General features: G+C 59.8%; 21 protein-coding genes and 6 pseudogenes. 15 read left to right on the top strand and 12 right to left on the bottom strand.

The genetic code is table 11. The features are described 5' to 3' along the window. The first annotated feature begins 2 nt into the window (after window positions 1-2). Window positions 3-707 (top strand): SMC-Scp complex subunit ScpB, encoded by a 705-nt coding sequence (gene scpB / locus HNQ71_RS31780; protein WP_184877967.1) that lies wholly within the window; start codon window positions 3-5, stop codon window positions 705-707. Window positions 708-906: 199 nt separating this feature from the next. On the opposite strand, the gene HNQ71_RS31785 is transcribed toward scpB, so the two are convergent. After that, window positions 907-1,167, bottom strand: a complete 261-nt coding sequence (locus tag HNQ71_RS31785; RefSeq protein ID WP_184877969.1) for a hypothetical protein — start codon at window positions 1,165-1,167, stop codon at window positions 907-909. Window positions 1,168-1,616: 449 nt separating this feature from the next. On the opposite strand from HNQ71_RS31785, the gene HNQ71_RS31790 reads away from it, so the two are divergent. From HNQ71_RS31790 to HNQ71_RS31800, 3 genes and pseudogenes are all read left to right on the top strand, one after another. Continuing rightward, the gene (locus HNQ71_RS31790) at window positions 1,617-2,087 is read left to right on the top strand and encodes an arsenate reductase (azurin) small subunit (protein ID WP_184877970.1); all 471 of its coding nucleotides are present in this window, start codon (window positions 1,617-1,619) and stop codon (window positions 2,085-2,087) included. Between the two features lie 14 nt (window positions 2,088-2,101). Beyond that, window positions 2,102-2,554: pseudogene (locus HNQ71_RS31795) on the top strand (arsenate reductase (azurin) large subunit); the annotation flags it as partial. A gap of 312 nt (window positions 2,555-2,866) precedes the next feature. Continuing rightward, window positions 2,867-3,244 carry a c-type cytochrome gene (locus HNQ71_RS31800; RefSeq protein WP_184878045.1) on the top strand — a complete coding sequence of 126 codons (378 nt, stop codon included), beginning with the start codon at window positions 2,867-2,869 and terminating at the stop codon, window positions 3,242-3,244. A gap of 432 nt (window positions 3,245-3,676) precedes the next feature. Here HNQ71_RS31800 and HNQ71_RS31805 read toward each other — a convergent pair. Then, window positions 3,677-3,955, bottom strand: a pseudogene (locus HNQ71_RS31805) (transposase); the annotation flags it as partial. Window positions 3,956-4,240: 285 nt separating this feature from the next. Between HNQ71_RS31805 and HNQ71_RS31810 the strand changes: the two are divergent. The 10 genes and pseudogenes from HNQ71_RS31810 to HNQ71_RS31855 all read left to right on the top strand — a co-directional run bounded on the left by HNQ71_RS31810 (window position 4,241) and on the right by HNQ71_RS31855 (window position 14,467). Then, entirely contained in the window at window positions 4,241-4,537 is a 297-nt protein-coding gene (locus tag HNQ71_RS31810; protein WP_184877972.1) for a hypothetical protein, read from the top strand. Further along, a pseudogene (locus HNQ71_RS31815) lies at window positions 4,527-5,110 on the top strand (type II toxin-antitoxin system VapC family toxin). Before HNQ71_RS31810 ends, HNQ71_RS31815 begins: the two are co-directional and overlap by 11 nt. A 355-nt stretch (window positions 5,111-5,465) precedes the next feature. Further along, window positions 5,466-5,675: pseudogene (locus tag HNQ71_RS31820) on the top strand (response regulator); the annotation flags it as partial. Between the two features lie 317 nt (window positions 5,676-5,992). Further along, window positions 5,993-6,682 carry a transposase gene (locus tag HNQ71_RS31825; protein ID WP_184877974.1) on the top strand — a complete coding sequence of 230 codons (690 nt, stop codon included), beginning with the start codon at window positions 5,993-5,995 and terminating at the stop codon, window positions 6,680-6,682. A 99-nt stretch (window positions 6,683-6,781) separates the two neighbouring features. Continuing rightward, window positions 6,782-7,177, top strand: a complete 396-nt coding sequence (locus HNQ71_RS31830) for a hypothetical protein (protein ID WP_184877976.1) — start codon at window positions 6,782-6,784, stop codon at window positions 7,175-7,177. Window positions 7,178-7,570: 393 nt separating this feature from the next. Next, window positions 7,571-9,529 carry a putative bifunctional diguanylate cyclase/phosphodiesterase gene (locus tag HNQ71_RS31835; RefSeq protein ID WP_184878047.1) on the top strand — a complete coding sequence of 653 codons (1,959 nt, stop codon included), beginning with the start codon at window positions 7,571-7,573 and terminating at the stop codon, window positions 9,527-9,529. 732 nt (window positions 9,530-10,261) lie between these two features. Then, on the top strand, window positions 10,262-10,858 hold the full coding sequence (gene pmtA / locus HNQ71_RS31840) for a phospholipid N-methyltransferase PmtA (RefSeq protein ID WP_184877978.1): 597 nt from the start codon (window positions 10,262-10,264) through the stop codon (window positions 10,856-10,858). A 1,422-nt stretch (window positions 10,859-12,280) separates the two neighbouring features. After that, on the top strand, window positions 12,281-12,880 hold the full coding sequence (locus tag HNQ71_RS35585) for a cold-shock protein (RefSeq protein ID WP_184877980.1): 600 nt from the start codon (window positions 12,281-12,283) through the stop codon (window positions 12,878-12,880). Window positions 12,881-13,265: 385 nt separating this feature from the next. Continuing rightward, a complete protein-coding gene (locus HNQ71_RS31850) occupies window positions 13,266-13,652 on the top strand; it encodes a hypothetical protein (protein ID WP_184878049.1) in 387 nt (128 codons plus the stop codon). A 260-nt stretch (window positions 13,653-13,912) separates the two neighbouring features. Then, the gene (locus HNQ71_RS31855; protein WP_246462237.1) at window positions 13,913-14,467 is read left to right on the top strand and encodes a DUF309 domain-containing protein; all 555 of its coding nucleotides are present in this window, start codon (window positions 13,913-13,915) and stop codon (window positions 14,465-14,467) included. A gap of 454 nt (window positions 14,468-14,921) precedes the next feature. Here HNQ71_RS31855 and HNQ71_RS31860 read toward each other — a convergent pair whose 3' ends face one another. The 5 genes from HNQ71_RS31860 to HNQ71_RS31880 all read right to left on the bottom strand — a co-directional run bounded on the left by HNQ71_RS31860 (window position 14,922) and on the right by HNQ71_RS31880 (window position 19,536). Beyond that, a complete protein-coding gene (locus HNQ71_RS31860; RefSeq protein WP_184877982.1) occupies window positions 14,922-15,818 on the bottom strand; it encodes a PhzF family phenazine biosynthesis protein in 897 nt (298 codons plus the stop codon). A 258-nt stretch (window positions 15,819-16,076) separates the two neighbouring features. Continuing rightward, window positions 16,077-16,709 carry an FMN-binding negative transcriptional regulator gene (locus HNQ71_RS31865; protein WP_184877984.1) on the bottom strand — a complete coding sequence of 211 codons (633 nt, stop codon included), beginning with the start codon at window positions 16,707-16,709 and terminating at the stop codon, window positions 16,077-16,079. Between the two features lie 45 nt (window positions 16,710-16,754). Beyond that, the gene (locus HNQ71_RS31870; protein WP_184877986.1) at window positions 16,755-17,432 is read right to left on the bottom strand and encodes a B3/B4 domain-containing protein; all 678 of its coding nucleotides are present in this window, start codon (window positions 17,430-17,432) and stop codon (window positions 16,755-16,757) included. A 125-nt stretch (window positions 17,433-17,557) separates the two neighbouring features. Then, the gene (locus tag HNQ71_RS31875) at window positions 17,558-18,691 is read right to left on the bottom strand and encodes a trans-sulfuration enzyme family protein (protein WP_184877988.1); all 1,134 of its coding nucleotides are present in this window, start codon (window positions 18,689-18,691) and stop codon (window positions 17,558-17,560) included. A gap of 11 nt (window positions 18,692-18,702) precedes the next feature. Continuing rightward, a complete protein-coding gene (locus HNQ71_RS31880) occupies window positions 18,703-19,536 on the bottom strand; it encodes an EamA family transporter (RefSeq protein WP_184877990.1) in 834 nt (277 codons plus the stop codon). Window positions 19,537-19,724: 188 nt separating this feature from the next. Here HNQ71_RS31880 and HNQ71_RS31885 point away from each other — a divergent pair, with 188 nt between their 5' ends. Beyond that, window positions 19,725-20,324 (top strand): helix-turn-helix domain-containing protein, encoded by a 600-nt coding sequence (locus tag HNQ71_RS31885; protein WP_184877992.1) that lies wholly within the window; start codon window positions 19,725-19,727, stop codon window positions 20,322-20,324. A gap of 97 nt (window positions 20,325-20,421) precedes the next feature. On the opposite strand, the pseudogene HNQ71_RS35140 reads toward HNQ71_RS31885, so the two are convergent. The 5 genes and pseudogenes from HNQ71_RS35140 to pdxR form a co-directional block, all read right to left on the bottom strand. Further along, window positions 20,422-20,674: pseudogene (locus HNQ71_RS35140) on the bottom strand (transketolase); the annotation flags it as partial. 53 nt (window positions 20,675-20,727) lie between these two features. Beyond that, the gene (locus tag HNQ71_RS35145) at window positions 20,728-20,949 is read right to left on the bottom strand and encodes a 2Fe-2S iron-sulfur cluster-binding protein (protein ID WP_343068299.1); all 222 of its coding nucleotides are present in this window, start codon (window positions 20,947-20,949) and stop codon (window positions 20,728-20,730) included. Window positions 20,950-20,956: 7 nt separating this feature from the next. Further along, window positions 20,957-21,217, bottom strand: coding sequence for a ferredoxin reductase domain-containing protein (locus HNQ71_RS35150; protein WP_246462231.1), 261 nt, complete (start codon window positions 21,215-21,217; stop codon window positions 20,957-20,959). A 391-nt stretch (window positions 21,218-21,608) separates the two neighbouring features. Then, a pseudogene (locus HNQ71_RS31895) lies at window positions 21,609-22,098 on the bottom strand (MOSC domain-containing protein). A gap of 203 nt (window positions 22,099-22,301) precedes the next feature. After that, window positions 22,302-23,849, bottom strand: a complete 1,548-nt coding sequence (gene pdxR, locus HNQ71_RS31900) for a MocR-like pyridoxine biosynthesis transcription factor PdxR (protein ID WP_246462246.1) — start codon at window positions 23,847-23,849, stop codon at window positions 22,302-22,304. Window positions 23,850-23,888 lie beyond the last annotated feature (39 nt).

The raw sequence follows: 23,888 nt of genomic DNA on the forward strand, positions 1-23,888 counted from the left end.
TGATGGCAGAACCGTCCGCCCGCCGAAAGCAAAGCGACCAGCTAGCGCTACTCGACACCGAGCTGGAAAATCTGCCGCCAGAACTGCGCTGGCGCGAATGGATGGGACGCGTCGAGGCGGTGATCTTTGCCGCCAGCGAACCGGTGACACGTAGTGTCCTCGCGCGGGTGGTTGGGGCCAGTTGCAACATCGACCTCCTCATCGACGACATTCGCGACGAGCTGCGCGGACGTCCCTACGAACTGGTCGCCGTCGCCGGCGGCTGGCAGCACCGGACCAAAAAGGCCTTTGCCGATGTCGTTCGCGCTGCACTCGGGGGTGCACAGCAAGGCAGCCAGGGCCAAAAAGACCTGTCGCAGGCGGAGGCTCTCGTGCTGATGTGCATCGCCTATTTCCAGCCGATCACGCGCGGCGAGCTTTCGAGCTTCTTCGGCAAGGAGGTGTCTCGCGATCTGATCGGTACGCTTCGCTCGCAGGATTTTATCGCGTCAGGGCCGCGTTCGCCGCAGCCCGGCGCCCCCTATACCTATGTGACCACGAAGACGTTTTTGTCCCAGTTTTGCTTCGACACGCTTCGCGACCTGCCGGATATGGAAGCACTCGAGGATGCAGGCCTGCTCAGCAAGGAAAAGCTGCTGGCGGGAAACATCATGCCGGGCTTCGCGAGCAACGCGGAAGAGGATGTCGGCATGATTGGTGAGGAATAGCACCACACTTGGCCGCGAGGAGCTATGCGCCGGCTCCCATACGCGAATTGGACAACCTGGGTAGGGCCGACCAAGTGGAATCGATCAACAAGATTCCGATCACGCATGGGACAGGCAGAGTGATCGAGAACCTCATCAAGAACGTGGAGCGAGATCGGGCTGGATCGACGCATCCTCGACAATGCCACGGGTCACGAAGTCATGAGCCTGGCGAAAATCGAAGAGCTGATTCATGAACAATGGGCGGTGATAAAAGGAAAGCTCCCCGCCGTGCTCCCTGAATGGCTCCGCGCTGGACGAAGCCGTCTTCAAGGACAAATTTAAGCGGGTTCGTGAAGCGCGAAACCAAGCCTATCACCACCGCGAGGTGGTCAAGCGGAACGAAATAGCCGGCGTTGCGGAAGAGCTGCTCGACCTGATTGACGTACGTCTCTGCTCGGCACTCGATTTCGTTACCCATGCCGGAGTGAAGGGCCCAAAGGCAATGGTCCAGCGCGCTGCGCGCCACATCAGCTTGGCCGATGGCCTAACACACTTCGAAGTCGAATGTATGCATGAAAAGCGCGATCCGACGCGCGTGCAATTGCAGGCGACATCTGGAGGAGACGCGATCGCAAGGAGTCTGGCTGCGCTAAGCGGCGATGACCGTCCCAAATTGACGGCCGTTTCGGTGGTTCTGAACACGGAATGACAATACGCTTTTCTGCGTCGGTAGTTGCTGATGTCCGGCATGCCCCGGGAATGCGCGGGTCCTTAGACCGTTCGACTTCCTGAACCTTCGGCAGCGCAGCATGTCCGGATTTCCGGACACGGCGGATCCTTGGGCTGTGGCTTTCCTTCACTTTATTTCCGGTTGGCACAGGCGTTGCAAAGCCCTTGGCAACGAGACTTCGCCAATGGGAGGAACGCATGGATCGTTGCAACAAGCTGGTCGACGTCGGCCGCCGCCAATTTCTAAGGGGAGGAGCATCTGCCGCAGCAGGAATGGCCACATCGGTGGCCTTGCCCGCGCAAACCAAGGCTGCTCCCGGTCTGGCTCTGGTAGAATACCCTTCGAATAAGCTGGCCAACGTTGCCGACCTCAAGGCAGACGAACCTCTCGATGTCAGCTATCCTGATGAAAACGCGTCCGGGGTGTTGCTGAAGCTTGGAACCAAAGTGGAAGGCGGCGCGGGTCCGGATGGCGACATCGTCGGGTTGTCGACCACGTGCCCACATAAGCGATTCCCGCTCGACTACAACGCCGAGGACCACTCCTTCAACTGTCCTGGCCACTACTCGCGCTTCGACGCGGAGGCCGGAGGGCAGGAGATTCTGGGGCAATGGACGGCCGAGGGTCTCGACGAGCTTCTTTATGGCCGCCTGAGCAGCGTACTCTAAGGGAGGATCGGATCATGGCTTACAAACGTCACATCGACCGCCGGCCGATCATCCCGGCCGACGCGAAGAAACACAACGTCACCTACCACTACTGCATCGTCGGATGCGGCTATCACGCCTACACTTGGACCAACAAGCAGGGCGGCACCGCCGCCGCTTCCAACGCTTTCGGGGGCGACCTTTCCCAGCAGCAGGCTGGGGAAACGGACGCCTGGTATGCGCCCTCCATGTACAACATCGTCAAGCAGGACGGCCAGGACCTGCACATCGTCATCAAGCCCGACCACGATTGCGTGGTGAATTCCGGGCTCGGGTCGGTCCGGGGCGCCCGCATGGGCGAACTGCGGTATTCGACGGCGCGCGGCTCGCAGCAGCAGCGTCTCACCAGTCCATGGTCTGGCGGTATCCCCAGATGCAACCCCCCTCGTGGGACGATGCCCCTCGATCTGGTTGCCCGCGTGCGAGCGGCTCCGCGTCATGGGCAACACGACTTCCAGGAACCGTCTACTGCCTTCGAAGGCGGCAAGATCGTCGGCACGAAACGGCTGTATACCGATGGCAAGTTTGGGACGAAGGACGGCAAGGACCTTCATGGAAGCCGCCTGGCGCTGCCTGCAGGGGCAAGGAGGATCAGAAGAAGAAGAAGTTCCTCATCAACAACGGCCGCGCCAATGGTCGACGGAATATCAGGCTGGCTGAGCCCGACGCATTCTGCCGCGTCTGATCCGGTCGCGACAGCTGCCTTGTCTTCAATCGTATGGAAAACGGAGAGTTCCCGCATGAAATACCTGTTCGTCGGCGCCACAATGGTTTTGGCGTTACTGCCTCCGGTCGCCCAGGCCCAGGATATCGAGGCCGGAAAGACAGTCTTCAAAAAGTGTGCCGCCTGCCACAACGCTGATACCGACACGAACAAAGTCGGGCCAACCTTGAAAGGCGTTGTAGGCCGGACAGCGGGAACCGTCCCTGGCTATTCGTATTCGAAAGCCATGAAGGATGCCGGTGCTGCGGGACTCGTCTGGGATGAGCCGAACCTGACGGAATATCTGGCCAATCCCAAGGCGAAAGTGCCGACGAATAAAATGGGATTCCCTGGCCTCAAGAATCCCGACGATATCAAAAACGTCATCGTCTATCTCAAGAGTGTGTCAGGTTAGAAAACCCTAGGCCCTTGCGTTTCGAGACCAACGCAAGGGAGGAGCGATCGTGTTTCACGCCCGCGAAGCCCGTTTTGAAAGCCGACTGCTCTGCCGGGCAGGGTGGCGAAGCTATCCCGTTCGATACGGCGGTGGCGAAAGCGGTCGCGCTCGCCAAACCTGTTCGATACAGGGAAACGGTCTCGCTTATGGATGGCAACTGAACCGCGCCACAGATTCGGCGACCGGGCGACGGGGCAATGAGACCCCGCGACGTTGCAATGGCGACCCTGCCTCCCGCGCTGTGGGCGATCGCCTACACGATCGCCAAGCTCGCCATGCTGACCTTCCCTCCCATTTCCTGATGGCGTTCGTCTATGCGGTCACGGCACTCGTGCTGTTCCGGCCATCGAGCAGGCGGCAGACGCCGCTATGGGCACTGGTCGCCGCGGCAAGCTTCGTGGAGTGCAGAGGCGTGTGTGTCGTCACCGTGAACTGGAACCGGCAATCGCCGCTGGAACATTGATAAAGACCCGGTCGGGCGCGACGCTTGCCGGTATCGCGACCGGCAAGCGCAATCGAGCGTTTGTATCCGCAGGCGGGGCAGATCCGGCCATCCGGCCACACCATGCTTTCCAGCAACCAACGGCAATGCTGCTCATCCCGGAAGGCCGCGATCATTTCTTCAACGGTCCGGATGCTGGAAAGCGCTGCGAGCATCGTTTCAGACATTCCCATCTCCTTCGGATTAGCCCGAAGAATCGCATGAAAAGCCTTTGATCACAAGGATATTGCGGTCTTTGGTTGATAAACGCCGCGTACGATCTTGAGCAGCTCTTGTTCCGACCCCTTGGATGACGAGCGGTAAGCAGCTGACGTTCGCCTTCATCACAACCGTCCAATTCATTCGTCGTCGTACCGACAGAATTTTCGACGCTGGAGGATCAGGGTTGAGCTGGCGATACCTTGCTTTTGTGTTGAACGATATCTATGTTACGTTCAACACAGGAGGCCAGTATGGTTGCCCAGGTCCGTTCTGCTAAAGAGAATGAGGAGCAGATTGCGCTAAAGCGCAACAAGCTTGTGCTTGAGCAGGCACGTGCTGTTGGCCTTCTCGGTGCTGCGAAGAATACACGTTTATCGGGCCGTGTGCCGTCGGAGTTGATCGACGCTGCCAAAAAGCGAGCTCACGTCACGTCCGACACTGAACTGCTGGAACTGGCGTTGTCGCGGCTGGCACTAGAGGACGACTTTGGCGCCCGCCTTGTTGGCCGGAAAGGCAGCATTCCGGCGGATATCGATCTTGGGGTTTGATCTTCGCGAAGCACTGCGATTACTAAAGTCCCAAAGCGGTGGGGAACGCTTGAACGCCGAGCCGATGAAGATTTACCCTGGGCAGACGACGAGCCCACGATCGGTGGGCCATTGTTTCTGGACACGAGCGTCTATTTGGATGTCCTGCAGGGACGATCGCCGGCAGCGGTGGACGCCCTGCTGAGGTATCGGCTCTGTCACCACTCGGCTGTTTGTCTTTCCGAGCTGACCCACGCGTTTGGCCGCCTCGATCCGAACCATGCGTCGACAAAATCGGTCCTGGAAATTATCCAGCAGACGGTGGAAGACGTACCGGGGCACAGACTTCACGCGCCTGACGCGATGGCTTGGGGGCAAGCCGGCATCATTGCTGGCTTGCTTTTGCGGCTGAGCAAGATGCCGAAAGGCAAGGGCCACGAGCGACGCTTTATCAATGATGCCTTGATCTTCCTGCAGGCAAGGCAATTGGGTGCGAACGTCCTGACCGGAAACATCCGGGATTTCGATTATCTCTCTCAGATCATTCCGACTGGACGCATCATTTTGTACCGACTTCTGGCAAAGCCACTGTGATCCAGTGCCTGAGAGATCGGGCGCGGGTTGCGGCACGCAATACGGCCTGCGGAGGCATTCGCATGGCGGGGAGAGCCCGACGTCGAAAGACTCGAGGAATGCGGGCCTGCTGTCGATGGAGAACCTGCTGGCAGCCAACATCATGCCGGGGTTTTCCAATGACAGGCAAGAGGATGTGGACGTTGCCGGGATGAATAGCACTGCTGCTCGCATGCGTGGTGGCGCATCCGCACATAGCAGCCATATCGAGGAAGGCAGATATCTAGCTTGTGAGGTATCTGTCATTGAAACGTTGCAGCACTGCCCTATAGCCCTCTGCGAGCCCTGCGCGGGGGTTGAGAGCAAGCGTCGATTGATGATTACATCGCACCTTCTGGTGGCGGAGGACGATGGCCCATTGGGTGCCCTCCTGCATTACAATCTCGAAGCCGAAGGCTATCAGGTCGAGGTCGTGACGCGTGGCGACGAGGCCGAAACGCGGTTTATGGAAAACGTTCCCGACCTTCTGGTGCTCGATTGGATGATGCCCGGTGATGAAGCGGCAATGGCCGTACGACGTGAGCGCGACGAGGCTTGGAAAGGGCATCGAGGCAAGCTGCTCGCCAAGACGGCGGACATTTTCGAGGTGGCGTTGGCTCGTGACCATGATGTTGCGGCAACTTCTGGTCCATGCGCGCGAACTCGCTGAAATCCGGACAACGCAGCGAGGCCTTCATATCCATCCCATCAGGAGTGTAGTCGATGGCGTTGCAACACAATCAGCGTCGCTTGCTCCCAGGTGGTGTCATCCGATAAAGCTCTGCGCCACAGAGGAAGCGTCAGGACGTTCAATCCTCGCATTAGCAACTTTCAGTGCAATTCCCGTCCAACAAGGAAGCAATCATGAGGCGGCCGACCCGACCGTTCACTGTGGAGATCAAACAGAAGCGCAGCGCTCAAAGACGGGGTCACTCGATTTGGGGTGACGTTGATTTGTCAGCAGCCATGGCCGAGACAACAAGAGAGCTCAAGGAGATGGAGCTGCCAAATCGGCATCTTGTTGACTCTAATGTCGTGGCCCTTGATGCTGCACACGTGCATCAACCCGGAGCGGAGCCTCTCATGGCAGATCCTAAAGCAACTGAATCAGGAGAAATGGCAACCGAGCCTGCAACCACGGTTGCGACGCCTGATGGGAAGAATCAAACCTCACGATCGCGAAAGGCAAAGGCTGAGCCGAGGCCGCGAACTCGGAAGAATGGCGCCGATGCGGGACCGCCAGCGGGGGAAGCTCCAGCAGCGGCCGTGCCTTCTGGCCGGAAGGTCCACTCCGAAAAGGCGCGCGGCCAGAAGCTTAGTCAGATCGCGAAGTCGACGAGTGGCGGCGCCACTCTCAAGAGCGCCGTGAAGCAGGTCGGCATTTCGGAACAGACCTACTATCACTGGAAGAAGGCTGCGGCGCTCCCGGCAGCTAGTGACGAACTAATGGATCTGGTCGCGCTCGAAAAAGAAAACAAGCGACTGAAGAGCCTGCTTGCGGGACGCCTGCGCGAGGAGAACGCCGAGCTGAAGAGGAAACTGGGGCTGCAATAGCGCTTCGGAAGTAGCTGAATCTCAGTTCAGAACGGCGGCATAGCCGAAGCAATTTTTGCCGCGACCAGGCCAAGTATTGTCGATGAGTTTCGGAAGCAGGTGGATTGGCTCCAGGCCGATATGGCTGGCGGGGCGATCCTGCTCATGCCGACGCCGTTCGATCCCAAGAGAGACCGCTTGACCCTCGTAACCGAAGCGATGTCGTACACGTTGACGGCATTTCAGGACGATGGCGTCTCGGTCTGGGATATCGCGTCTGCAGTAATGCCGAGCCGCGTGGTGGCGCAATCGGTGTCGGCAATTTTTTTGAACACCCAATCCTTCAACCCATTGCAGTTGCTGGCATCCGTCGGGCGCGAGAACTCCGTGCAGCAATGGGACCCGATGTTCTCGACTGGAGTGCCTTCGCTGATTCTAAGGACGGTGCAGAAATTGGGCGTACCGAGGCGATTCAGTCTGCGCTCGTACTGGTTCAAATCGTCGAGTCCGTGGTGAAGGCATTTGAGATCTATCCAATCGAGATCCTTGAATCGACCAGTGACCGCGGACGCCGTTATGTGACAATCCGTGGATTGCCGAACAATGACCGTGACCGGATTGCAAAGCGCATCAGCCTATGGCCGGTTCATTGAGCCGGCTTAGCCTAGCAGGCGTCGAAACAGAAAGCGCGATCGCTCGCCAAGTGCCACAATTGCGAAAACATGGATCACGTTAGGTCGGCGATGTGCTAAGGGAGCATCGCGTTTTTCGCTACCTTCGAATTTCCGAAGCCCTCGGTTCCCAACTGGGCTGTCCAATTTTTGCGGTTGAAATTTACTTTTTCCGAAGTGTTCGATGCTAGGGGACCAACACGCAGCTACTACTCTAGCGTGGGGGAGTGAAAGAGTGATGCAGCGTCTGTATGCCGCAAGGTTTGGTGATCTTCTGGCGGGAGACCTGCGAGTTTTTGGCGGGCCGTCGACAGTCGAACCACTTGCCGGCCGAATCAGGGCGCAGCAGGTCAGTATCGTGCTTCGCAACACGCCTCTTGGCATGGTTGCAAACATACTCAATGCGGCCACTTTTATTATGGCGGTTTGGGGCTCGCCCGGCCAAACGAAAGCCATCCTCTGGGCGAGTGTCATCATCGCCGCCGCTGGGTTCGTAGGCCTAAGAGCGAGATCATCGTTTCAGTCAGTCAAACCAAGGTCAGTGTCTCGCCGAACAACGCAAAACCTGGTGCGGAACGCCTTCTTGTTCGGCACTTGGTGGGGAGCACTTCCCGTTCTGTTCTTCAGTGGGGCAACAGGCGCAGCTCAGGTCGTCATTACCTGCCTGAGCGCGGGGATGATCGCAGGCGGTGCCGCTTCCTTTTACACCATTCCTATTGCGGCCATCGCGTATACGCTGCCGATCTTCATCGGTTCGGCGGTGGCGATTGTGTGGCTGGATGGCGCCGTCAATCTGCCCGTCGCAATCCTGTTAGTGAGCTACGCCATCACGCTGTTTCGTGCAGTGCTTGCTCACGCGTTCGAATTTACCCAACGGTTCATTCTGCAAGCGGAAAGCGAAAATGCCATTCGCAGGGATGTTCTGACGAGTTTGCCAAACCGGTTCAGCTTCAACGAGCAGTTGGAGAACGCGCTGGTGGACGCAAAGCAGTTTGACCGGCATTTTGCGCTACTTTTGTTCGACCTTAACAATTTCGACGAGATGAATGATCGCTTTGGCCGAGCAATGGCGGATGCCCTGTTGGTCGAGGTGGCTGCGCGACTTCGCAAATCGACGCGGGAGAGCGATGACATTGCCAGGTTGGAGGGCGGCGAATTTGCAATAATCGCTGCACGCGATATCAGGCCAGACCAAATCAGGTCCTTGGCCAAACTGATCATAGATGTCATGCGCGGCCCTTTCTTGATCGAAGGGCGCGAAATATATTGCAGGGCCTCTATCGGCGTCGCTTTGGCGCCCACTGACGGTTTGGATGCCAACCAACTCCTGCGGTGCGTCGACACCGCGCTATACAGGGCTAAGACGCCGGGGGCGGGCTCCATCCAGTTTTTCAGCGCAAGCGACGATGAAGCTGCTGCAAGGCGCCATGCCCTTGAACGCGATCTGGCATCTGCGCTCGCCAATGACCAGCTTTCGCTCGCATTTCAACCCTTTCTCGACCTCGGGAGCGATCGCATCCGAGGTTTTGAAGCGCTTCTGCGGTGGCAGCATCCGACCCTTGGCGCGATCCCTCCGTCGGAGTTCATATCTATCGCTGAAGAAACGGGTTTGATTCACTCAATCGGACACTGGGTCGTCAAAACGGCTTGCTTGGCCGCGGCGCAATGGCCGTGCGACTTGCGGGTCTCCGTCAACTTGTCGGTAGTGCAGCTTAAGAATAAAGCCTTGCTGGATGGAATTGTGGTGGCCTTGGCTGAAGCTGGTTTGGAGCCCCGAAGACTGGAGGTCGAGATCACCGAATCTGTGCTGATTTCGAATTTTGAAGAAACGATTTCATTATTACAATCGTTAATTTCTCTATCCGTAACAGTTGCTCTTGACGATTTTGGCACCGGCTATTCATCACTCACTTATCTTCGTAAATTGCCTCTTTCGCGGCTCAAGATCGACCGATCTTTTGTCCAGGATATGCTTACCGATGCGGACTGCGCCGCGATTGTAAGATCCTTGGTTGAGTTGGCGCATGAGCTTCGAATTGAGGTAACGGCCGAAGGCGTTGAAACTCCCGAACAGCTCGACTATCTGCGTCGCGTCAGATGTGATGAAGCTCAAGGCTATTTAATCGGGAAACCTGTCGGGATCGGCGACATTCCTGGCATTGCCGCGAAGCCGTTTGGTCAGGAGCTAGGTGTTTGAATAGCAGAACCGGCACTTTGGGGCGATGGTCTGGTTGTCTCGCATCCCGACGAGAAGCGCCGAAGCTGGTCTCGAGAGGATAGGGGACGGTTGGTCGCAGCGACGTCGAGGCCGGGGCCAGTGCTTGGAGGTTGCGCGATCGACCGGCATTCATATGAGCCAGCTTTCCGGAGAGGGCGGAGCCGCTTCCTGGTGGCGGGTCAAGGCCGGAAGATGCATCAAGCGTTTCGTACGCATGGTCGGAACGATGTAGATTCTTTGCCACCTGGTAAGCCGCTCTTGCAGCAGTATGTTTGGACTCGGCCTGCTGGCCTACCGGGGGGCATCGCCGCGGAAGCGAACGGATAAAGAAATTAGCAGCCTAATGCGCCCGGGCGATCACGCATACGGGACGTGCCGGGCTTTCACGCACGAACGCCTACATCGAATGAGACGGGTCACCTGGGGCAGCCGCATGCGGACGGCAAGGTCCAGCCCTCGTCAAAGCGAGTTGCCATTCGGGGGTTGAATGGGGGACATAGCGGGCCTTATGACGCGCTGGCAATCCTGCTGGTGCGATGATATTCCAGTGCGCTTTTCCCCGCCGAGTCTAAGCCAACAGGCAGCTCATCAGAGAAGTTACGCTCTCAGGAGAGAGAAACCCGTCGTAGCCAGGCTTGAAAATGCCGCAAGGCTTGTACAAACGTGCGTCGTCAACATGACCCAGACAAATAGCCGTAGCAGGGAGTGGATATGGTCTTTCGATTGAAGGAGCGCCTCGGCAGGAAGTTTGAAGAGGAAGTGCAATTCTTCAAGGGCTGGCAGAAGGATAAGAAACGTGTGGGCGCGCTCATGCCAACGTCTGTGCATGCCGCGCGCCGGATGGCAAGCGTGATTAACCCAGCATCGGGAATGCCGGTTCTTGAACTTGGCGCCGGAACAGGCGTCATCACCAAGGCTATCCTGGAAAGAGGCATCAAGCCGCATCAGCTGATTTCGGTCGAATATTCGAAAGATTTCTATCATCGCTTGACGCGAGGCTTTCCAGGCGTGGATTTTCGATTGGGCGATGCGTTCGCGCTGGGGGAAGTGCTTGCCGAGCGGAGCGGGGAGCAATTCGACTGTGTCATAAGTGCGGTGCCGATGTTGAGCTTTCCGATGGAACAGCGCATTGCCTTGCTCGAGGATTTGCTGGCCCGCATTCCTGCTGGGCGACCTGTGATTCAAATCACCTATGGGCCTTTGTCGCCGGTGATCAAAATGCCCGACCGCTACGTCGTGTCTCACTATGATTTCGTCGTCCGCAACATCCCGCCCGCACAGCTCTGGACTTATCGACGAGCAGTCTGACGGCGCCCGACGCGCGGAAAATCATGCTAAAGGACAGGACGGTGGTCGTCATAGCTTCGCATCAAGCGCGCCTTTGTCACTGCCACCTGTTTTGAGGAGGCCCTATGCCCTTTGGGCGGGGAGGTGCTCACTCCCCGAAGAAATCGCGCTACTCGGGCGCGTATTTGATCAATGTTTCGGACGAAACCGAGGCGATCGCGAGCAGCATGCATCCGAAATCATCTATCACTAGGGGGTCGGCGTCACGGATGAGGGAGAGCTCGACAAGCTCGCTCGCAAGACGGTGGTCGCCCGCACCACGCTTTCGGCATCGCTGCCAAATTCGGCACCCTCAGCCGATGTCAGCGCCGAGCCTCTCAAATCCACCAAGGCGCTTGAGATGGTGTCGCACAGCTGGCCTTTCGGCCAACCGGCCGCGATCGACCGCCCTACGCTACATCGAGCCGACGTAGCGCCTCGAACAACGGTTGGCCGTCCCGCTGGAGATCCTCATAGAGAGCGGCAAAGATCGCGGTTCTCGCCGCGCACGGTTCGGGCGCATTGAGCCCCCGGCAGGTCCCTCATCGGCTGCGAGCTTCGCCCTGCGGGCAACAGACAGCGAAGCCACCAGGGCCGCGAAAATCCCGCGATGGCGTCTCTATGTCGGAACCGGCCCGCCATTTTTGGGAGGTGATCCGTGCAGGTGACTGGCGGAAACAATGCATCCCGTCCCTGACCATATCATAGCCATCGCCCTCTTTCAGCCGCCCGAGCCTCCCGACAGCCGGATCAATGATGACAATCCCCTGGAGAATATTCTTGCTTGAAGAGCGTGGCGGTCTACGCCGTCTTGCCGTGCTTGGCATGGCATTCTGCCATTCCTTGCCGCGCGCGGCGAAGCGCCGTCACTCTACCGTGCGATGGCCTTGGGAAATACGACAGGAGGACCACAATTGTCAGGTTTTGGCTGAAGACTTTTCAGCGGAGTCCGAAAAAAGGAAACGGGAGCTCTTCCGGTTTTTGCAAAGCGCTTGAACTCGCTTTCGTTGGAGAACGGCCAGCCCAGCCGTTGCGAGTGATCGGCAAACCACTGCAAAACGATCATTTCGCTGTAATGTGGCTGCATTCTTCGGGAGCTTCTCGAATACAAACAGCTTGGCTTCGCGCACGGCGCAACGCGCCGGCAACCTCTCCGAATTTGATAAAGCCCTTCCAGTTCGCCCGCGCCGCCATCTTCGCACGCGCCTCCAGCACAGCCTATGCGAGTCAATAAATCGACTCGCCGGCACTATTGTTTCAGGTGAAATGAATCTAGTTTCAAAGGGTTCGACCGATAGGCCGGGCACAGCTGCGGCCATCACGGCCATTTAACATAAACGCGTCGCCCGATTGAGATTATCTTGACGGTAGCGTAGTTCGCCATCCATGCCAGTCGAGATGATCATGGGCAAATATCGAGACCATCGCGGGCCACGCGGGCATCGCCATGACGATGACCCCGTTTCCTTTTCGGAACGGACCTCCGAGCCAAGCTACTTTCAGCGCCCGGCGACCGTGACTGCGCACCCCGTCGACGCCGAGGTCTTGTGGTTCACAGTCAGCAAGGGTTTTGGCTTCGTCAAACTGTCGGACGGCAAGGAGGCCTATCTGCACGTCCGAGTGTTGGAGGCGGCCGGAAGCCGAGATGTTGCCGAGGGAACGCTTCTGAAGGTCACGGTCGAAAAAAGTCCAAAAGGTCATCAAGTCGCGCAGGTGCTGGAGATCGGCGATCAGATCGCGAAAACTCCGTCACATACGCGCCTCGCTGGAGGGACCATCGTCGAGACGGGTGCGCAGCTAGAGAGCGCGGGCACGGTCAAGTGGTACAAACCCGAAAAGGGTTTTGGCTTCATTGCTCCTGACAACGGTGAGAAGGACGTCTTCGTTCATGCCAGCACCCTGACCCGCTCAGGGCTCAGCGTGCTGGTGGAGGGACAAAAGGTGCTTGTCGAATGCGGGCAAGGCAAGAAAGGCTTGGAAGTCCGGAGCATCCGCCTCGCCTAGACGGCGCATTGGCACGGTCCGTACGAAGATATTGCACTACACAATTTACGGGCTGGTCTCGACGCCGAACGCCCGCGAGCGGTCGCAAAATCGCTCGAGGATGTGTCGCGCTGTGTTTCCATACGTCCACGGGCACCAATCTGCCCGTTGCCGATCCGAAAGACTGAGCTTCCGCGATCGTGCGCATTGTCTCGACGGGATTGTCGTGGGCCCTGACCCATTTCGAGCGCGTCGAGCAGCTCTTGCTCTCAGTCGCCGGCAAGACGGTGCTTTTAGGCGGAGGCGCGCCTGTTGACTATGAAAAAGGCCGTGTAGGTGGCTGGTATGTGGATAATCAGCGTTGGCGTCTTGCCGATTGCGCCAGCCGGCGCGCACTCTCGCAGCCATGGTGGCGGAGCATGTTGAATTGGCCTTGTTTGAGCAGTCACTCGGCAATATCGAGGGCCTCAATCGACCGTTCTGTGATCGTGTGGCTGACGCCGCAGAAAAAACCGCAGGGTCGGTTCTGTTCGATGTTCGCGTCGACGGCGACACCTGGGTCCAGCGGATGGCTGCGATTGGCTATGGCGAAACCGGCACGGCGATAATCGTGATGGAGAAGAACGGACACCTTAGATGCGCATCGATAAACGGAGACACCGCACTTCTGGTAGCAGAATTGGCTGCCTGGAATGCGTCTCCGCTGCGTGAGCAAGCGAGGCTTGACCACTGCGGAACGGCCAGCACCCTGCTAGCGAAGCTTCGGCGCTCAGGTCACTTCGGCCGTCTCTAGCCGACCCGGCGCTGCTCTTACCTGGCGGCCAAATTCCTGCTCGGCTCCAATAGGGCGCGATGGAGGTAAAATCGACCAAACTGCGACTTAATCTCCACCTGCGTGCCGCAAGTTTTCGTGCTCGCTGACCACGTCACCGCTTCGATCACTCGCAGCTAAGCGTCAGGAGGGAGCGCCGCGGAGATAGGTCCTGTGGAACGGGCGCGCGCAGCTATCCCATCAGATTCCATGCGACATGAATTGCCATCGACGTGGCTTTCATGATTGCTGGGTCTATGTCACGTTCTCGCTTGCTGCCCGAAAAGAATTTCCCCAGCTACGCATACCTGCCTGGCAAACATCCGCATCCGGTGCGCGACCCCTTGGGTCACAGTTACCAAAGCGACCCGGTGACCGTTGCCATTGACGAAGCACTCAGCTCAAACGAGTTTCGATGGGGTATCGACCTTTTCAACCACGGCTATTACTGGGAAGCTCACGAGGCTTGGGAGCCCATTTGGCACGCTGCGAAACAAAGCACTCAGCATCGCTTGCTCTTCAAGGGATTGATCCTGTTAGCGGCGGCCGGGGTGAAACTCCGCGAGGGAAAGCGGGTCGCTGCCGCGCGCCATGCGACAAGGGCTGCGACGCTTTTTCGCCAGGTGATGGATCTGCCGAACCGGGGCTTTGAGGCCGCACTCGGAATGAAAACTGCTGCGCTTGCAGTATATGCCGAAGCGGCCATAACTTCCCCGGCTGTTTTGCGGGAGTCGATGCCTGGCCAGCCTGAGCCAGTTTTCGATTTCATTCTCGCACCAAAATCCGAGAGCGGCTGATAGGCAACCCCTACCGTACCCTTCAAGGCCTTCCTTATTTCATTGTGGCACTCCAGCTGTCATAGGCAGTTCGATAAAGGGAGCTTCAATCCTGACGCAGTCGATCCTAGCGCTAACGCCGGCGCTGGGGTGGCACCCATGGCAGGCGCCGCTTCCATCGTTCACCTCGCGGCAAAGGCACATCGTCCTGCCACCGCTTCTTCCTGCGGGTCTGTCTGTCTCCAGCCGGTGCATTCGATGCCTCTGGCACCGACGCTTCCTCAACCGTTGGCGGCTCGGGAAGCGACGCGTCGGGCGTGATCACGCGCTTAACGTCGGGTTCTGCTTCACCGATGGCGAGCATGGGCTCAGAACGAACATCTTCACCAGGGAAAATCGGCTGCGGCGTCGCTTCAGCGATCGCATCCCGACCATCGCCGGCACCGCCGTTTGGGTTGCTACGATGGATGGCTCTTCAGGTCGAGTTCGTTTTCGGGTGGCGAGCGGAAGCTCGACGCACGAAGTTTGAACGGCTGCCAGGGGACTCTGCTGCCGTTGCTGAGTGCGTCCCCGCAGCGCCATTGGGAAGGGAAATCATGGCTTTCATGAAGGTCACGGCATTCCCGACGAGAAAGACTCGATCTTCGGTCAATTCGCAATCAAGCCATCCGCCTCGTACCGATGCCTGAAAAGCCATCAGCCTCTCGCGACCCAGCCGCTCGGCCCAGTAAGGAACCAACGTGGCATGAATTGACCCGGTGACTGGATCCTCGGGAATACCCGCTCCGGGGGCAAAGTAACGGGACACGAAATGCGCTCGCCCGTTGTCGGCTTCCTGCCCCGTCACGACAAGGCCGACAGACCCGAGGCGGGCAATCGAGGCAAGGGCAGGGACAAAGCTACGCACAGCTTCCGCGCTGCCGAGATCGGCGAAGATGTTCTCGAAGTTTCGGAAGATGCGGACAGGTGGATTGTCGAAAACACGTGCGATTTCTGCGGGAAGCCTCTCCAATGGCTCCGGGGGCAGACGGGGAATGTCCAGTCGGTAGCCATGCGGGCCTTGTGTAACTCGCAGCTCGCCGACGCGCGTGTGAAAGACAAGCGGAGCTTCCGCCTTGGCCTCGGTCAGTAACACATGCGCGGTCGCCAGGGTGGCATGGCCGCAGAAATCGACCTCATGCGCCGGAGCAAACCACCGCAAATCCCACGCGCCATCCGACCGCGCTTTGACGAAAGCAGTTTCGGCAAGATTGTTCTCTTGGGTGATCGCAAGCATCAGGTCATCCGGCAGCCAATGGTCGAGCACGAGAACAGCAGCAGGGTTCCCGGCAAAAAGCCGGTCGGTAAAGGCATCTACCTGATACATGCGCATGGGACATCTCGTTTCAGAAGGCCGACCTTTAACTTGACGGACGCTCATCTGCCTGCCGGTCAATGGCAGCTGTGGATCCATCGCGTCGTCCATCGTATTGCTTATCAAGGGCCGCAAGGGGTCCGAAAGCTGATTTAGGCTTCCGGCCGGTCGGGGTCGTGGTAGCCGCTTCGCCTCTTGCTGCGCTCGAGGCGGATCAGCGCGCTGTCCGCCTCCTTGGATCTTACAGGTCGAGCCCGCGCCGCGGCGGGCACTTCTCTACGACCTTCCCCGCTCGGCGAGGGCTCGTGCCAAGAGCTCGCCTGGATGACCGGCGGTCTCAAGCCCCAGGCGTGTGCCGCCCAGGTCGGCGGCGTTCTCTTCCTCATTGAGTTTCCATGCTCCCTCGAGGCGCTCGACGCGAAATTCCAGACCGACAATGCCCCGCATCATGCTGTCGATATATTCTTGCGGCGCATCCGACACGCTCCAGGGTGCTGTGCGTGTGGCCTCGTGCCTGTCGGTCAGATCTTCAACCTGGCGCCGCAGCCAGGCCCTATCCTCAATCGCCGTCAGGCTTCCGTGCGCGTGTATGGCGATATAGAGCCATGTGGGAACGACCTTTCCCGTCTCGCGCTTGGTCGCATACCACTGCGGCGACATGTAAGTGTGAGGGCCCTGAAAAATCGCGAGACTGGCGCTGCCCTCTGATACCCGCCAATGCGCGTTGGCACGCGCGACGTGGGCCGCGAGGATCAGGCGTCCATCCGGAGCCTGCCGCGCGATGGTCGGCACATGCGTGGCCTCGATGCCTGCAGGCGTCGGCGTCACGATCGTGGCGAAACCGATCTCGCGGACCGCGGCCAAAAGCACATCGGGGCGGTCTTCAACAGATCGACGGGGCCGGTACATTTAGTTCCTCTTCCACTGCGTGGCTCAAGCAGCCGGTTGACGTATTCAACCCAGCGTTTCGATCTGGGCATTTGGGCATAGTGCCTCAATCACTCCGGTCAGTTGCGCCCCAGCGGCCCTCAGCCGCTCCGAAGGCATGGGCTCGAGCGCCTCGAGTACAAGCCAAAGGGAACGCGAATCGGCCGTCACCATAGTCCGCCGCCCCTGGCGCCAGTTCCAGCGGCGGCAGGTGACTCCGGCGTCATCGCACCAGACGACCTCGCCCGGCTCAGGATGCTCGGTGACCGGTTCGCCTTGCTGGACGGTGTCGAACGGCTCGGCGCCCGTCGCGATCAGAAGTCTCGGAAGACCCAGATAGTGATCCAGGTCTTCACCCCCAACCGGAATGCCGTAGAGCACGCTGACGGCGTTGTAGGCATCCACCAGCGGGGAAATCCGTGGCAATGAGCCATCCTTGCGTATCCGCTTGAGAAGCGCCGCAGCCGAGCAGGGTGTTCGATTAGCGTTGGTACCGAAGGCCCGGTAGGCTTCGGCCCAGGCCGCAAGATGCGCATCCCTTTGGGCATCGTCGCCAAGCGCGGCCTGCTCCGCGGCCGCGATCACGTCAGCGAGCGCCGGGTTCTGAGGCACGCCGACTTCCGCGTTTCGCACGACGATGCTCAGCAAGTGAAAGTTCGAGTGCCGGGCGTAAATCTCGGGGGCGATCATGGGCGTGAAGGACATGGCTGCTCCGTCCTGCGGGAAGGCTCTGCGTTACGGTTCATTAGGGCGATATCGAACATCGCGGGTAAGACGGACGCCCCGGACTTGTGGGAGACCGGTCGTGCCTGTCGCACAAAGCCGCCTAGTCATCCGGCCACCGACAAAGCCTGATCGAGGTCGTCAATGATGTCCTGGGGATGCTCGAGCCCGATGGAGAGCCGCAAGAGCCCCGACGGAGCCATCGACTTCGGCCCTTCGACGGAGGCGCGGTGCTCGATCAGCGAGTGCGTGCCCCCGAGGCTCGTGGCCCGCACCACGAGTTTGAGCCGGCCAGCAACCGCCATGGCGGCCTCGGCACCGCCGCCGACGATGAAGGAAAGCATGGCGCCATAGCCCGACATCTGCCGGCCGGCCAACGCATGCCCCGGGTCGCCCGGTAGGCCAGGAAAGAGGACAGCTTCGACAGCGGGATGCCTTCGCAACGCTTCGGCCACCCTTTGAGCACCCTCGCAATGGGCTCGCATACGAACCGGCAAGGTCTGCAGCCCGCGCAGCGCCAGCCAGCAGTCGAAGGGGGCCGCGACGCTTCCCTTGTGATGTTGAATCATGCGCAAGGGGCGTTCGAGCGCCGATGCCTCCGGCAAGACGACGACCCCAGCCATCAGGTCGGAATGGCCGCCGATGTATTTCGTTGCCGAATGCACGACAGCATCGGCCCCGAGATCGAACGGGCGCTGCAGGATCGGTGTCGCCCAGGTATTGTCCACCACCGCGAGCGCACCGACCTCGTGCGCGAGGTCACAAGTCGCCCGGATGTCCACGACGCGGATAAGCGGGTTGGAGGGGGTCTCGATCCAGACGAGGCCGGTGGGTGCGGCACCGACAGCCGCGCGCACGGCGTCCATGTCGCGCATGTCAACGGCGACGAAGTCGAACCTGTGCCCGATGTCGGTTTCATCGATCAGCGACCGGATGCCGAAATACATGTCGTCGGGGACGACGATGCGATTGCCCTTGCTAGCATGCCCCTCGAACACCGCGGTGATCGCGGCCATGCCGGACGAGAAGGCGACAGCGGCCTGGCCGCCTTCGAGCGCGGCCATCGCCGTCTCGAACGCCTGCCGCGTCGGGTTGTCATCCCGGATATATTCGTAGCCCGACGGGAAGGAGCCGTCCGCGCTTCGCTCGAAGGTCGTGCTGGGATGGAACGGAAGGGTGACGGCCCCGGTGGAAGGGTCGACGCGCCGACCCGCATGTATTGCCGTGGTTTCTATGTGCATCGAGAAGCTCCTTAGGTGGATTTGAGAAGGAAGATTGCAGGGATGACCAGAAGCAGCCCGATTGCCTGGGATCTCGATGGCCGCTCCCGCAAAACGGCGATGGCCAGAACAATCGTGGCTACGGGATATAGCGAGGCGATGGCCGAGGTTTCCGCCAGCCCTCCCGTGGCGAATGCCATCATGAGCAGCAGGTTTGCCGTTCCATCGAGAACACCGGCCCCGGCGGCAATACCCAGTGAGCGCGGATGCAACGCCCCACCTCGGCATCTCAGCGTCACGGCGGCCGTCGCCACAAACGCCGTAGCGCGGACGAGCAGGAGGCCCCTGATACCTCCCCCAGCGACCTCGACCCTGTCGAGGCCAATGTAGAACAGGGCCAGGCCGAGTCCGGCCCCGAGGGCGACCATGAGGGTCGAACGGTTCCGCAAGCCATCGCGCCAGCCGCCGACCAAGCCTGAAAGAAAAGCTGCGCTGAAGCCAGCCGCAACCAGCCCCAGGACCAGAGGACCGGTCACCGCCTTGCCCGCCAGAATATCCACGAACGCCGGCACGGCTATGGCGACGGCGGCGGTGAGCGGCGCGACCTGCGTCATCTGCCCCTCGGCCAATGCGCGATAGAGGAGGGAGACGCGCGCGAACCCAGTGCCTGCCGACAGGCACCACGCCATGGGGAGCGTGCCAGCAGGTCCACCGCCGAAGCATGCCGCTGCGCCGAGCACGAGCAGGCCAACGCCGAGCGCCACCGAGACAACCTGCCGCCAATCCGAGTCGCGCGCGGCGACACCGCCTAGAAAATCGCCAGCGCCGAAAGTGGCTGCGGCCAAGCTTGCGGCCAGGATGCTCATGTGGGGACCACGGAGCCAAGCGGGAGCTCGCATGGCAGATACAGGGTCGGCCGCCCGCGAGCGGCAAAACCTTGTCGGCGATCAGAATGGCCACGGGCAACGATCCTGGAGTTTGAGACAGCGCGGTTGAACTTTTCACGCCGGTCATTATACTGACCGTATGCAATGTGTCAGCGGAAGTCAATATAATGACCGACGAAGAAACGGCAGAGGCAACGGAGAGACAACTTGGGACCGCACTATCATTGAGGGTGCAGCATCTGCGCCGGGCCCAGACTTTGAGCCTGGATGGACTTGCTGCGCTCTCCGGTCTGTCGAAGGGCACCGTCGTGGCCATCGAACAGGGAAAGGCCAATCCGAGCATTGGAGTGTTGTGCCGTCTGGCGGTCGCCTTCTCTCTGTCAGTTACCGATCTGTTGGGCGTGTCATCCGAGGAGGTTTCGGGTGGTCCGATTGAGCGCACCAACCCAGCTACGCTTTGGAAAACACCGCGAGGAAGCAAGGCGAAATTAGACGCCTCGACCTCAGGCCGGACGATGTTCGAGATCTGGTCCTGGACAATTGTGCCCGGCGACGTTCATCGCTCGGACGCTCACAGCCGGGGCACCCGTGAGCTTCTTTCGGTCGTGCGAGGAAGCCTCAACATCACCGTCGGCTCGGAGACTATGACATTGCAGGCCGGCGAAGCCGCGCGGCTCGTCACCGATCAGCCGCACTCCTATGCTGCCGCGGACGATCAGCCTGTTTTGTTTTCAATGGCTGTGCTCGAACGCGCAGAAGAGTCATGACCCATCCGTCGTGATCGGCTTCGGATGGATCTGGCTCTTGCGCAACCGACATCGTGGGAACCGCGCAAGGCACCCGGCGGCTGCTCAAGGGAGCCACAAAGTTTTCGAGTTTCTCGCGCGTCTGATCCCCCGACAGGTACTGAATCGCGTGGAAGATCGGTGCGGCATGGGGCCTGACCGCCACCCGGTCCTGCGGACGACAATGCGGCGTGATAAAGCGCGGTCATGATCGTGCGGAGAGAGGCGAAGGAGGCCTGGTGGCCATCGCCTTCCCGCACGTGGTTGGCATTATGTATCGTCCAGGCGACACGCCGCTCGATTTGGTTCAAATAGGCAGTTTTCGATGTCATCCAATTCTGCGCAAGTGATGCGTCACATCGGTGTTTCCAGATAGGGGCTGTCTTCACAGATCGAGTCTCAGCACTCCGGTTGCGCGCAATACGCATGGAATGAACCGATGAGTCCGAGCGTCCTTGGACAGGACAGCATCCCGATGGATCGGCTGCCCTTCCAGAATTCCGCATTCGCAGGTCCCGCAAACCCCGTTCTCACACGACGCCATGAGCAGCACGCCGGCGGCGCGCAGCGCTGCGAGTGCCGAGGTATCGGCCGCGACAGGAACCACTGTCCCGTCACGAAGGGTGATCGTGAAAGGTTCGGGTGGCGCATCGTCGTGTTCCGGCGGCTGAAAAGCCGAAATGCACGGTTCTTTCCGGCCAGTGCGCGGTTGCCCGATCCACGGCCGCCATGAAACCTGGTGGACCGCAATAATAGAGCTGTGCGTCGGAGGAACGCGTCGATAGCAAGGATTCAAGATCCTCCCGGGTCTCCGGTTCGTCGTCGAAATGCAGCCACACGGTGTTGCAGTCGAGCTCCCGCTCGATGACCGACAACAGAGGCGCGAGTGCTCGGCTGCGGGTGAAGTAGTGCAGCTGGTACGGGCTTGCCCTCCCGCTCCAGGGCGCGCGCCATTGCCAAGATCGGGGTGATTCCGATGCCTCCTGCCAGCAGCACGGTTGGCCCTTCGCGTTGGGCAAGCGAGAAATGATTGCGAGGAGCAGAAACCGGGTGGGTGCATCCGACGGCCACTGCGTCATGGATCCACGCCGAGCCGCCGCGACCAACCTCTTCGCGCTTGACGGCGATTGTGTAGCGGCTCAGACCTGTCGGATCGCCGCAGAGCGAATACTGGCGCACTTTCCCATCAGGCAGATGAACATCGACGTGTGAGCCCGGTTCGAAGGCTGGCAGCATTCATGATGATGCGGGGCGAGGCCATATCGATTACCCGTCAATTGGTAGAATCGGATCACCGGGGCGGATCACGCCGCCAACCTCGATCGCGCAGTTTAGGCCAGAGCGGTTCAGAAGGCCCTCGTAGAGACCGGGAATGCCGAGCAGTTGCTCGATATACTTGCAGGGAAAATTCATCCGCGCCGCCCGCAGGACGGTTTCCCCGATCCGAAAGCGCGTGCCGACCAGGTGCCCCAAGGGAACGCCGCGCGTGGTAAGGTTCCGCCGATGATCTTCGGGCGCGACCTTGGCCTTGAAACCCGGAATCCTGGGCTCGCCCTGTGCCATGGCTTCCAGGACTTCGACCTCGATCAGTCACTTCGCGCACGTCGGGTTTCGGAGAGTAGGTCCCCGTACCCAGATAGTACCGATCCCCGACAATGCCGCGCCCGGCAACGAGTTGTGCTTCCGTCAACTCTTCCATCTCGTAGGACGCCGCGGGTGCAACGTGGATGTGAAGCAGCGTTCCCCGCCAAGTCATGCATTGTCCTCCAAAACCATGGCCGCAGCCTTAAAGTGAGAGCCAGGATTTAGGATATGCACGGGCTCTTCCCCGACCTTTAGGGGAGCCACGGCAACGGACCTAATCCCGGGAGAACTCTGCTGGGGAACTGGTCTGATCAACAGTGCCAGTTTTTTGATATTTTTCCAGTCCAGTACGCTGAAGGTGGCTGGCTGCTCATGTCACAAGCCCGGCTTATCGTCGCCCCGCCCCAAGCCATCGTCGCCATTGGTCTCGGGGAATCCTCCTTTCATCTGTTCGACAGCCTCCAGCAGAATTCGAACACCCTTCTCGATCTGCTGTATGCTCAAGGCGGAATAGCCCATGACCAGCCCGACCTGGTCAGCACGGCCTTCGCCCGTTTCGCGACGATCGTATAGGGGGGAAATGGAGTGTATGCCCACACCTGAGTGTCGCGCCTTTTCAATCAGCGGTGCTTCCAGTGATCGCGGCAGCTCCTTGAACCAGACGACAACGTGCAGCCCGGCGTCGGCGCCCTCGATGGCGATCCGATCTCCGAATCGGTGTCGCAGGGCACTCAGCAGGCTCTCCCGGCGCTCACCGTTCAGCCGGCGCACGCGGCGCACATGGCTTTCATAGGCGCCGCTCTCGATCAGCATTGCTAAAGCCTCCTGCTCGGCCACCGGAGAGTGCCTGTCCAGGAGTTGTTTGGCCGCCGCGAAGACGTCCTGTAATTCCGGGGGGACCACGAGATAGCCAATGCGCAGCATCGGCGAGAGAGTCTTGGAAATCGTGCCGAGATAAATCACAGAACTGCAGTCTTCCAGCTTGTGCAACGGGGGCACCGGATTGATGTCGTAGCGGTACTCGCTGTCGTAATCATCCTCGATCACATAGGCGTCGTTGCGCCGCGCCCATTCCAGGAGCTGATGCCGGCGCGAGATCGGCATGACGCCGCCGAGCGGGAACTGGTGCGAGGGCGTGACATAGGCCAGCCGCGCCTCGACTCCTTTGAGCAAGTCCGTCTTCATCCCATCCTGATCGACAACGACCGAGACAGGCGAGGCCCCTGTGCTGGCAAAGACCTGGCGAGCCATCCGGTAGCACGGGTCTTCGATGACGAAGCGGTCCACGGGATCGAGCATCAGGCGCGCGCACAGATCGAGACCCTGCTGCGAGCCGCTGACGATGATAATCTGCTCGAGGTCGCAGCTCAACGTTCGGGCCCGCCAGAGATAACTCTGCAGCGCCTGGCGCAGGCGACGCGATCCGCGGGGATCGTCATAGGCCAGTCGCACGGGACGTTGCGCCATCGCCGCGTTCATGGCGCGCTTCCAGATCAGCGCCGGGAAATCGGACGGCGCCAGATCACCATAGCGGAAATCAATTTTCGGCGCGTTCGGCAAGTAATCCGGCCAGGGCGGACTGGCGCGCAGGCGTCCCCCATAAGCGGACAGTCTAACCGGGCCGGCTCGTTTCAAGCGCGCGCTGCTCGGGCTGTCTTCGAGCAATGATGATGCAACGCGGGGTCGTGCGCCTTGTCGAACTTCGATGAAACCTTCCACGGCCAGCTGGTCGTAAGCGACAGTGACCGTCGTTCGCGAAACGCCGAGCTCACTCGCCAAACTCCGAGAGGACGGCAGGTGACTGCCGGTTTCATAGACACCGCCAAGAATTTGGTCTCGAAGCGCCATGTAAATCTGGCGTGCACCCATGGCATGCACACGGCCCTCGGAACCGGGATCTTGAGACTGGACCATTTCAATCATCGCCAACTGGACATTTCATATAAACCAGTCTGAGCGCAT

The organism is Mesorhizobium sangaii (assembly GCF_014207355.1).
Taxonomy (GTDB): Bacteria; Pseudomonadota; Alphaproteobacteria; order Rhizobiales; family Rhizobiaceae; genus Mesorhizobium; species Mesorhizobium sangaii.

Coding starts and splice junctions, on each gene's coding strand:
- HNQ71_RS31785 (WP_184877969.1), bottom strand. CDS start 1,167: ATGGGTAACGAAATCGAGTGCCGAGCAGAGACGTACGTCAATCAGGTC.
- HNQ71_RS31885 (WP_184877992.1), top strand. CDS start 19,725: ATGACCGACGAAGAAACGGCAGAGGCAACGGAGAGACAACTTGGGACC.
- pdxR (WP_246462246.1), bottom strand. CDS start 23,849: ATGATTGAAATGGTCCAGTCTCAAGATCCCGGTTCCGAGGGCCGTGTG.
- HNQ71_RS31870 (WP_184877986.1), bottom strand. CDS start 17,432: ATGTCCTTCACGCCCATGATCGCCCCCGAGATTTACGCCCGGCACTCG.
- HNQ71_RS31855 (WP_246462237.1), top strand. CDS start 13,913: ATGATTGCTGGGTCTATGTCACGTTCTCGCTTGCTGCCCGAAAAGAAT.
- HNQ71_RS31880 (WP_184877990.1), bottom strand. CDS start 19,536: ATGAGCATCCTGGCCGCAAGCTTGGCCGCAGCCACTTTCGGCGCTGGC.
- HNQ71_RS31800 (WP_184878045.1), top strand. CDS start 2,867: ATGAAATACCTGTTCGTCGGCGCCACAATGGTTTTGGCGTTACTGCCT.
- HNQ71_RS35585 (WP_184877980.1), top strand. CDS start 12,281: ATGGGCAAATATCGAGACCATCGCGGGCCACGCGGGCATCGCCATGAC.
- HNQ71_RS31825 (WP_184877974.1), top strand. CDS start 5,993: ATGAGGCGGCCGACCCGACCGTTCACTGTGGAGATCAAACAGAAGCGC.
- HNQ71_RS31850 (WP_184878049.1), top strand. CDS start 13,266: ATGGTGGCGGAGCATGTTGAATTGGCCTTGTTTGAGCAGTCACTCGGC.
- HNQ71_RS31875 (WP_184877988.1), bottom strand. CDS start 18,691: ATGCACATAGAAACCACGGCAATACATGCGGGTCGGCGCGTCGACCCT.
- HNQ71_RS31865 (WP_184877984.1), bottom strand. CDS start 16,709: ATGTACCGGCCCCGTCGATCTGTTGAAGACCGCCCCGATGTGCTTTTG.
- pmtA (WP_184877978.1), top strand. CDS start 10,262: ATGGTCTTTCGATTGAAGGAGCGCCTCGGCAGGAAGTTTGAAGAGGAA.
- HNQ71_RS31860 (WP_184877982.1), bottom strand. CDS start 15,818: ATGCGCATGTATCAGGTAGATGCCTTTACCGACCGGCTTTTTGCCGGG.
- HNQ71_RS31810 (WP_184877972.1), top strand. CDS start 4,241: ATGGTTGCCCAGGTCCGTTCTGCTAAAGAGAATGAGGAGCAGATTGCG.
- scpB (WP_184877967.1), top strand. CDS start 3: ATGGCAGAACCGTCCGCCCGCCGAAAGCAAAGCGACCAGCTAGCGCTA.
- HNQ71_RS31790 (WP_184877970.1), top strand. CDS start 1,617: ATGGATCGTTGCAACAAGCTGGTCGACGTCGGCCGCCGCCAATTTCTA.
- HNQ71_RS31835 (WP_184878047.1), top strand. CDS start 7,571: ATGCAGCGTCTGTATGCCGCAAGGTTTGGTGATCTTCTGGCGGGAGAC.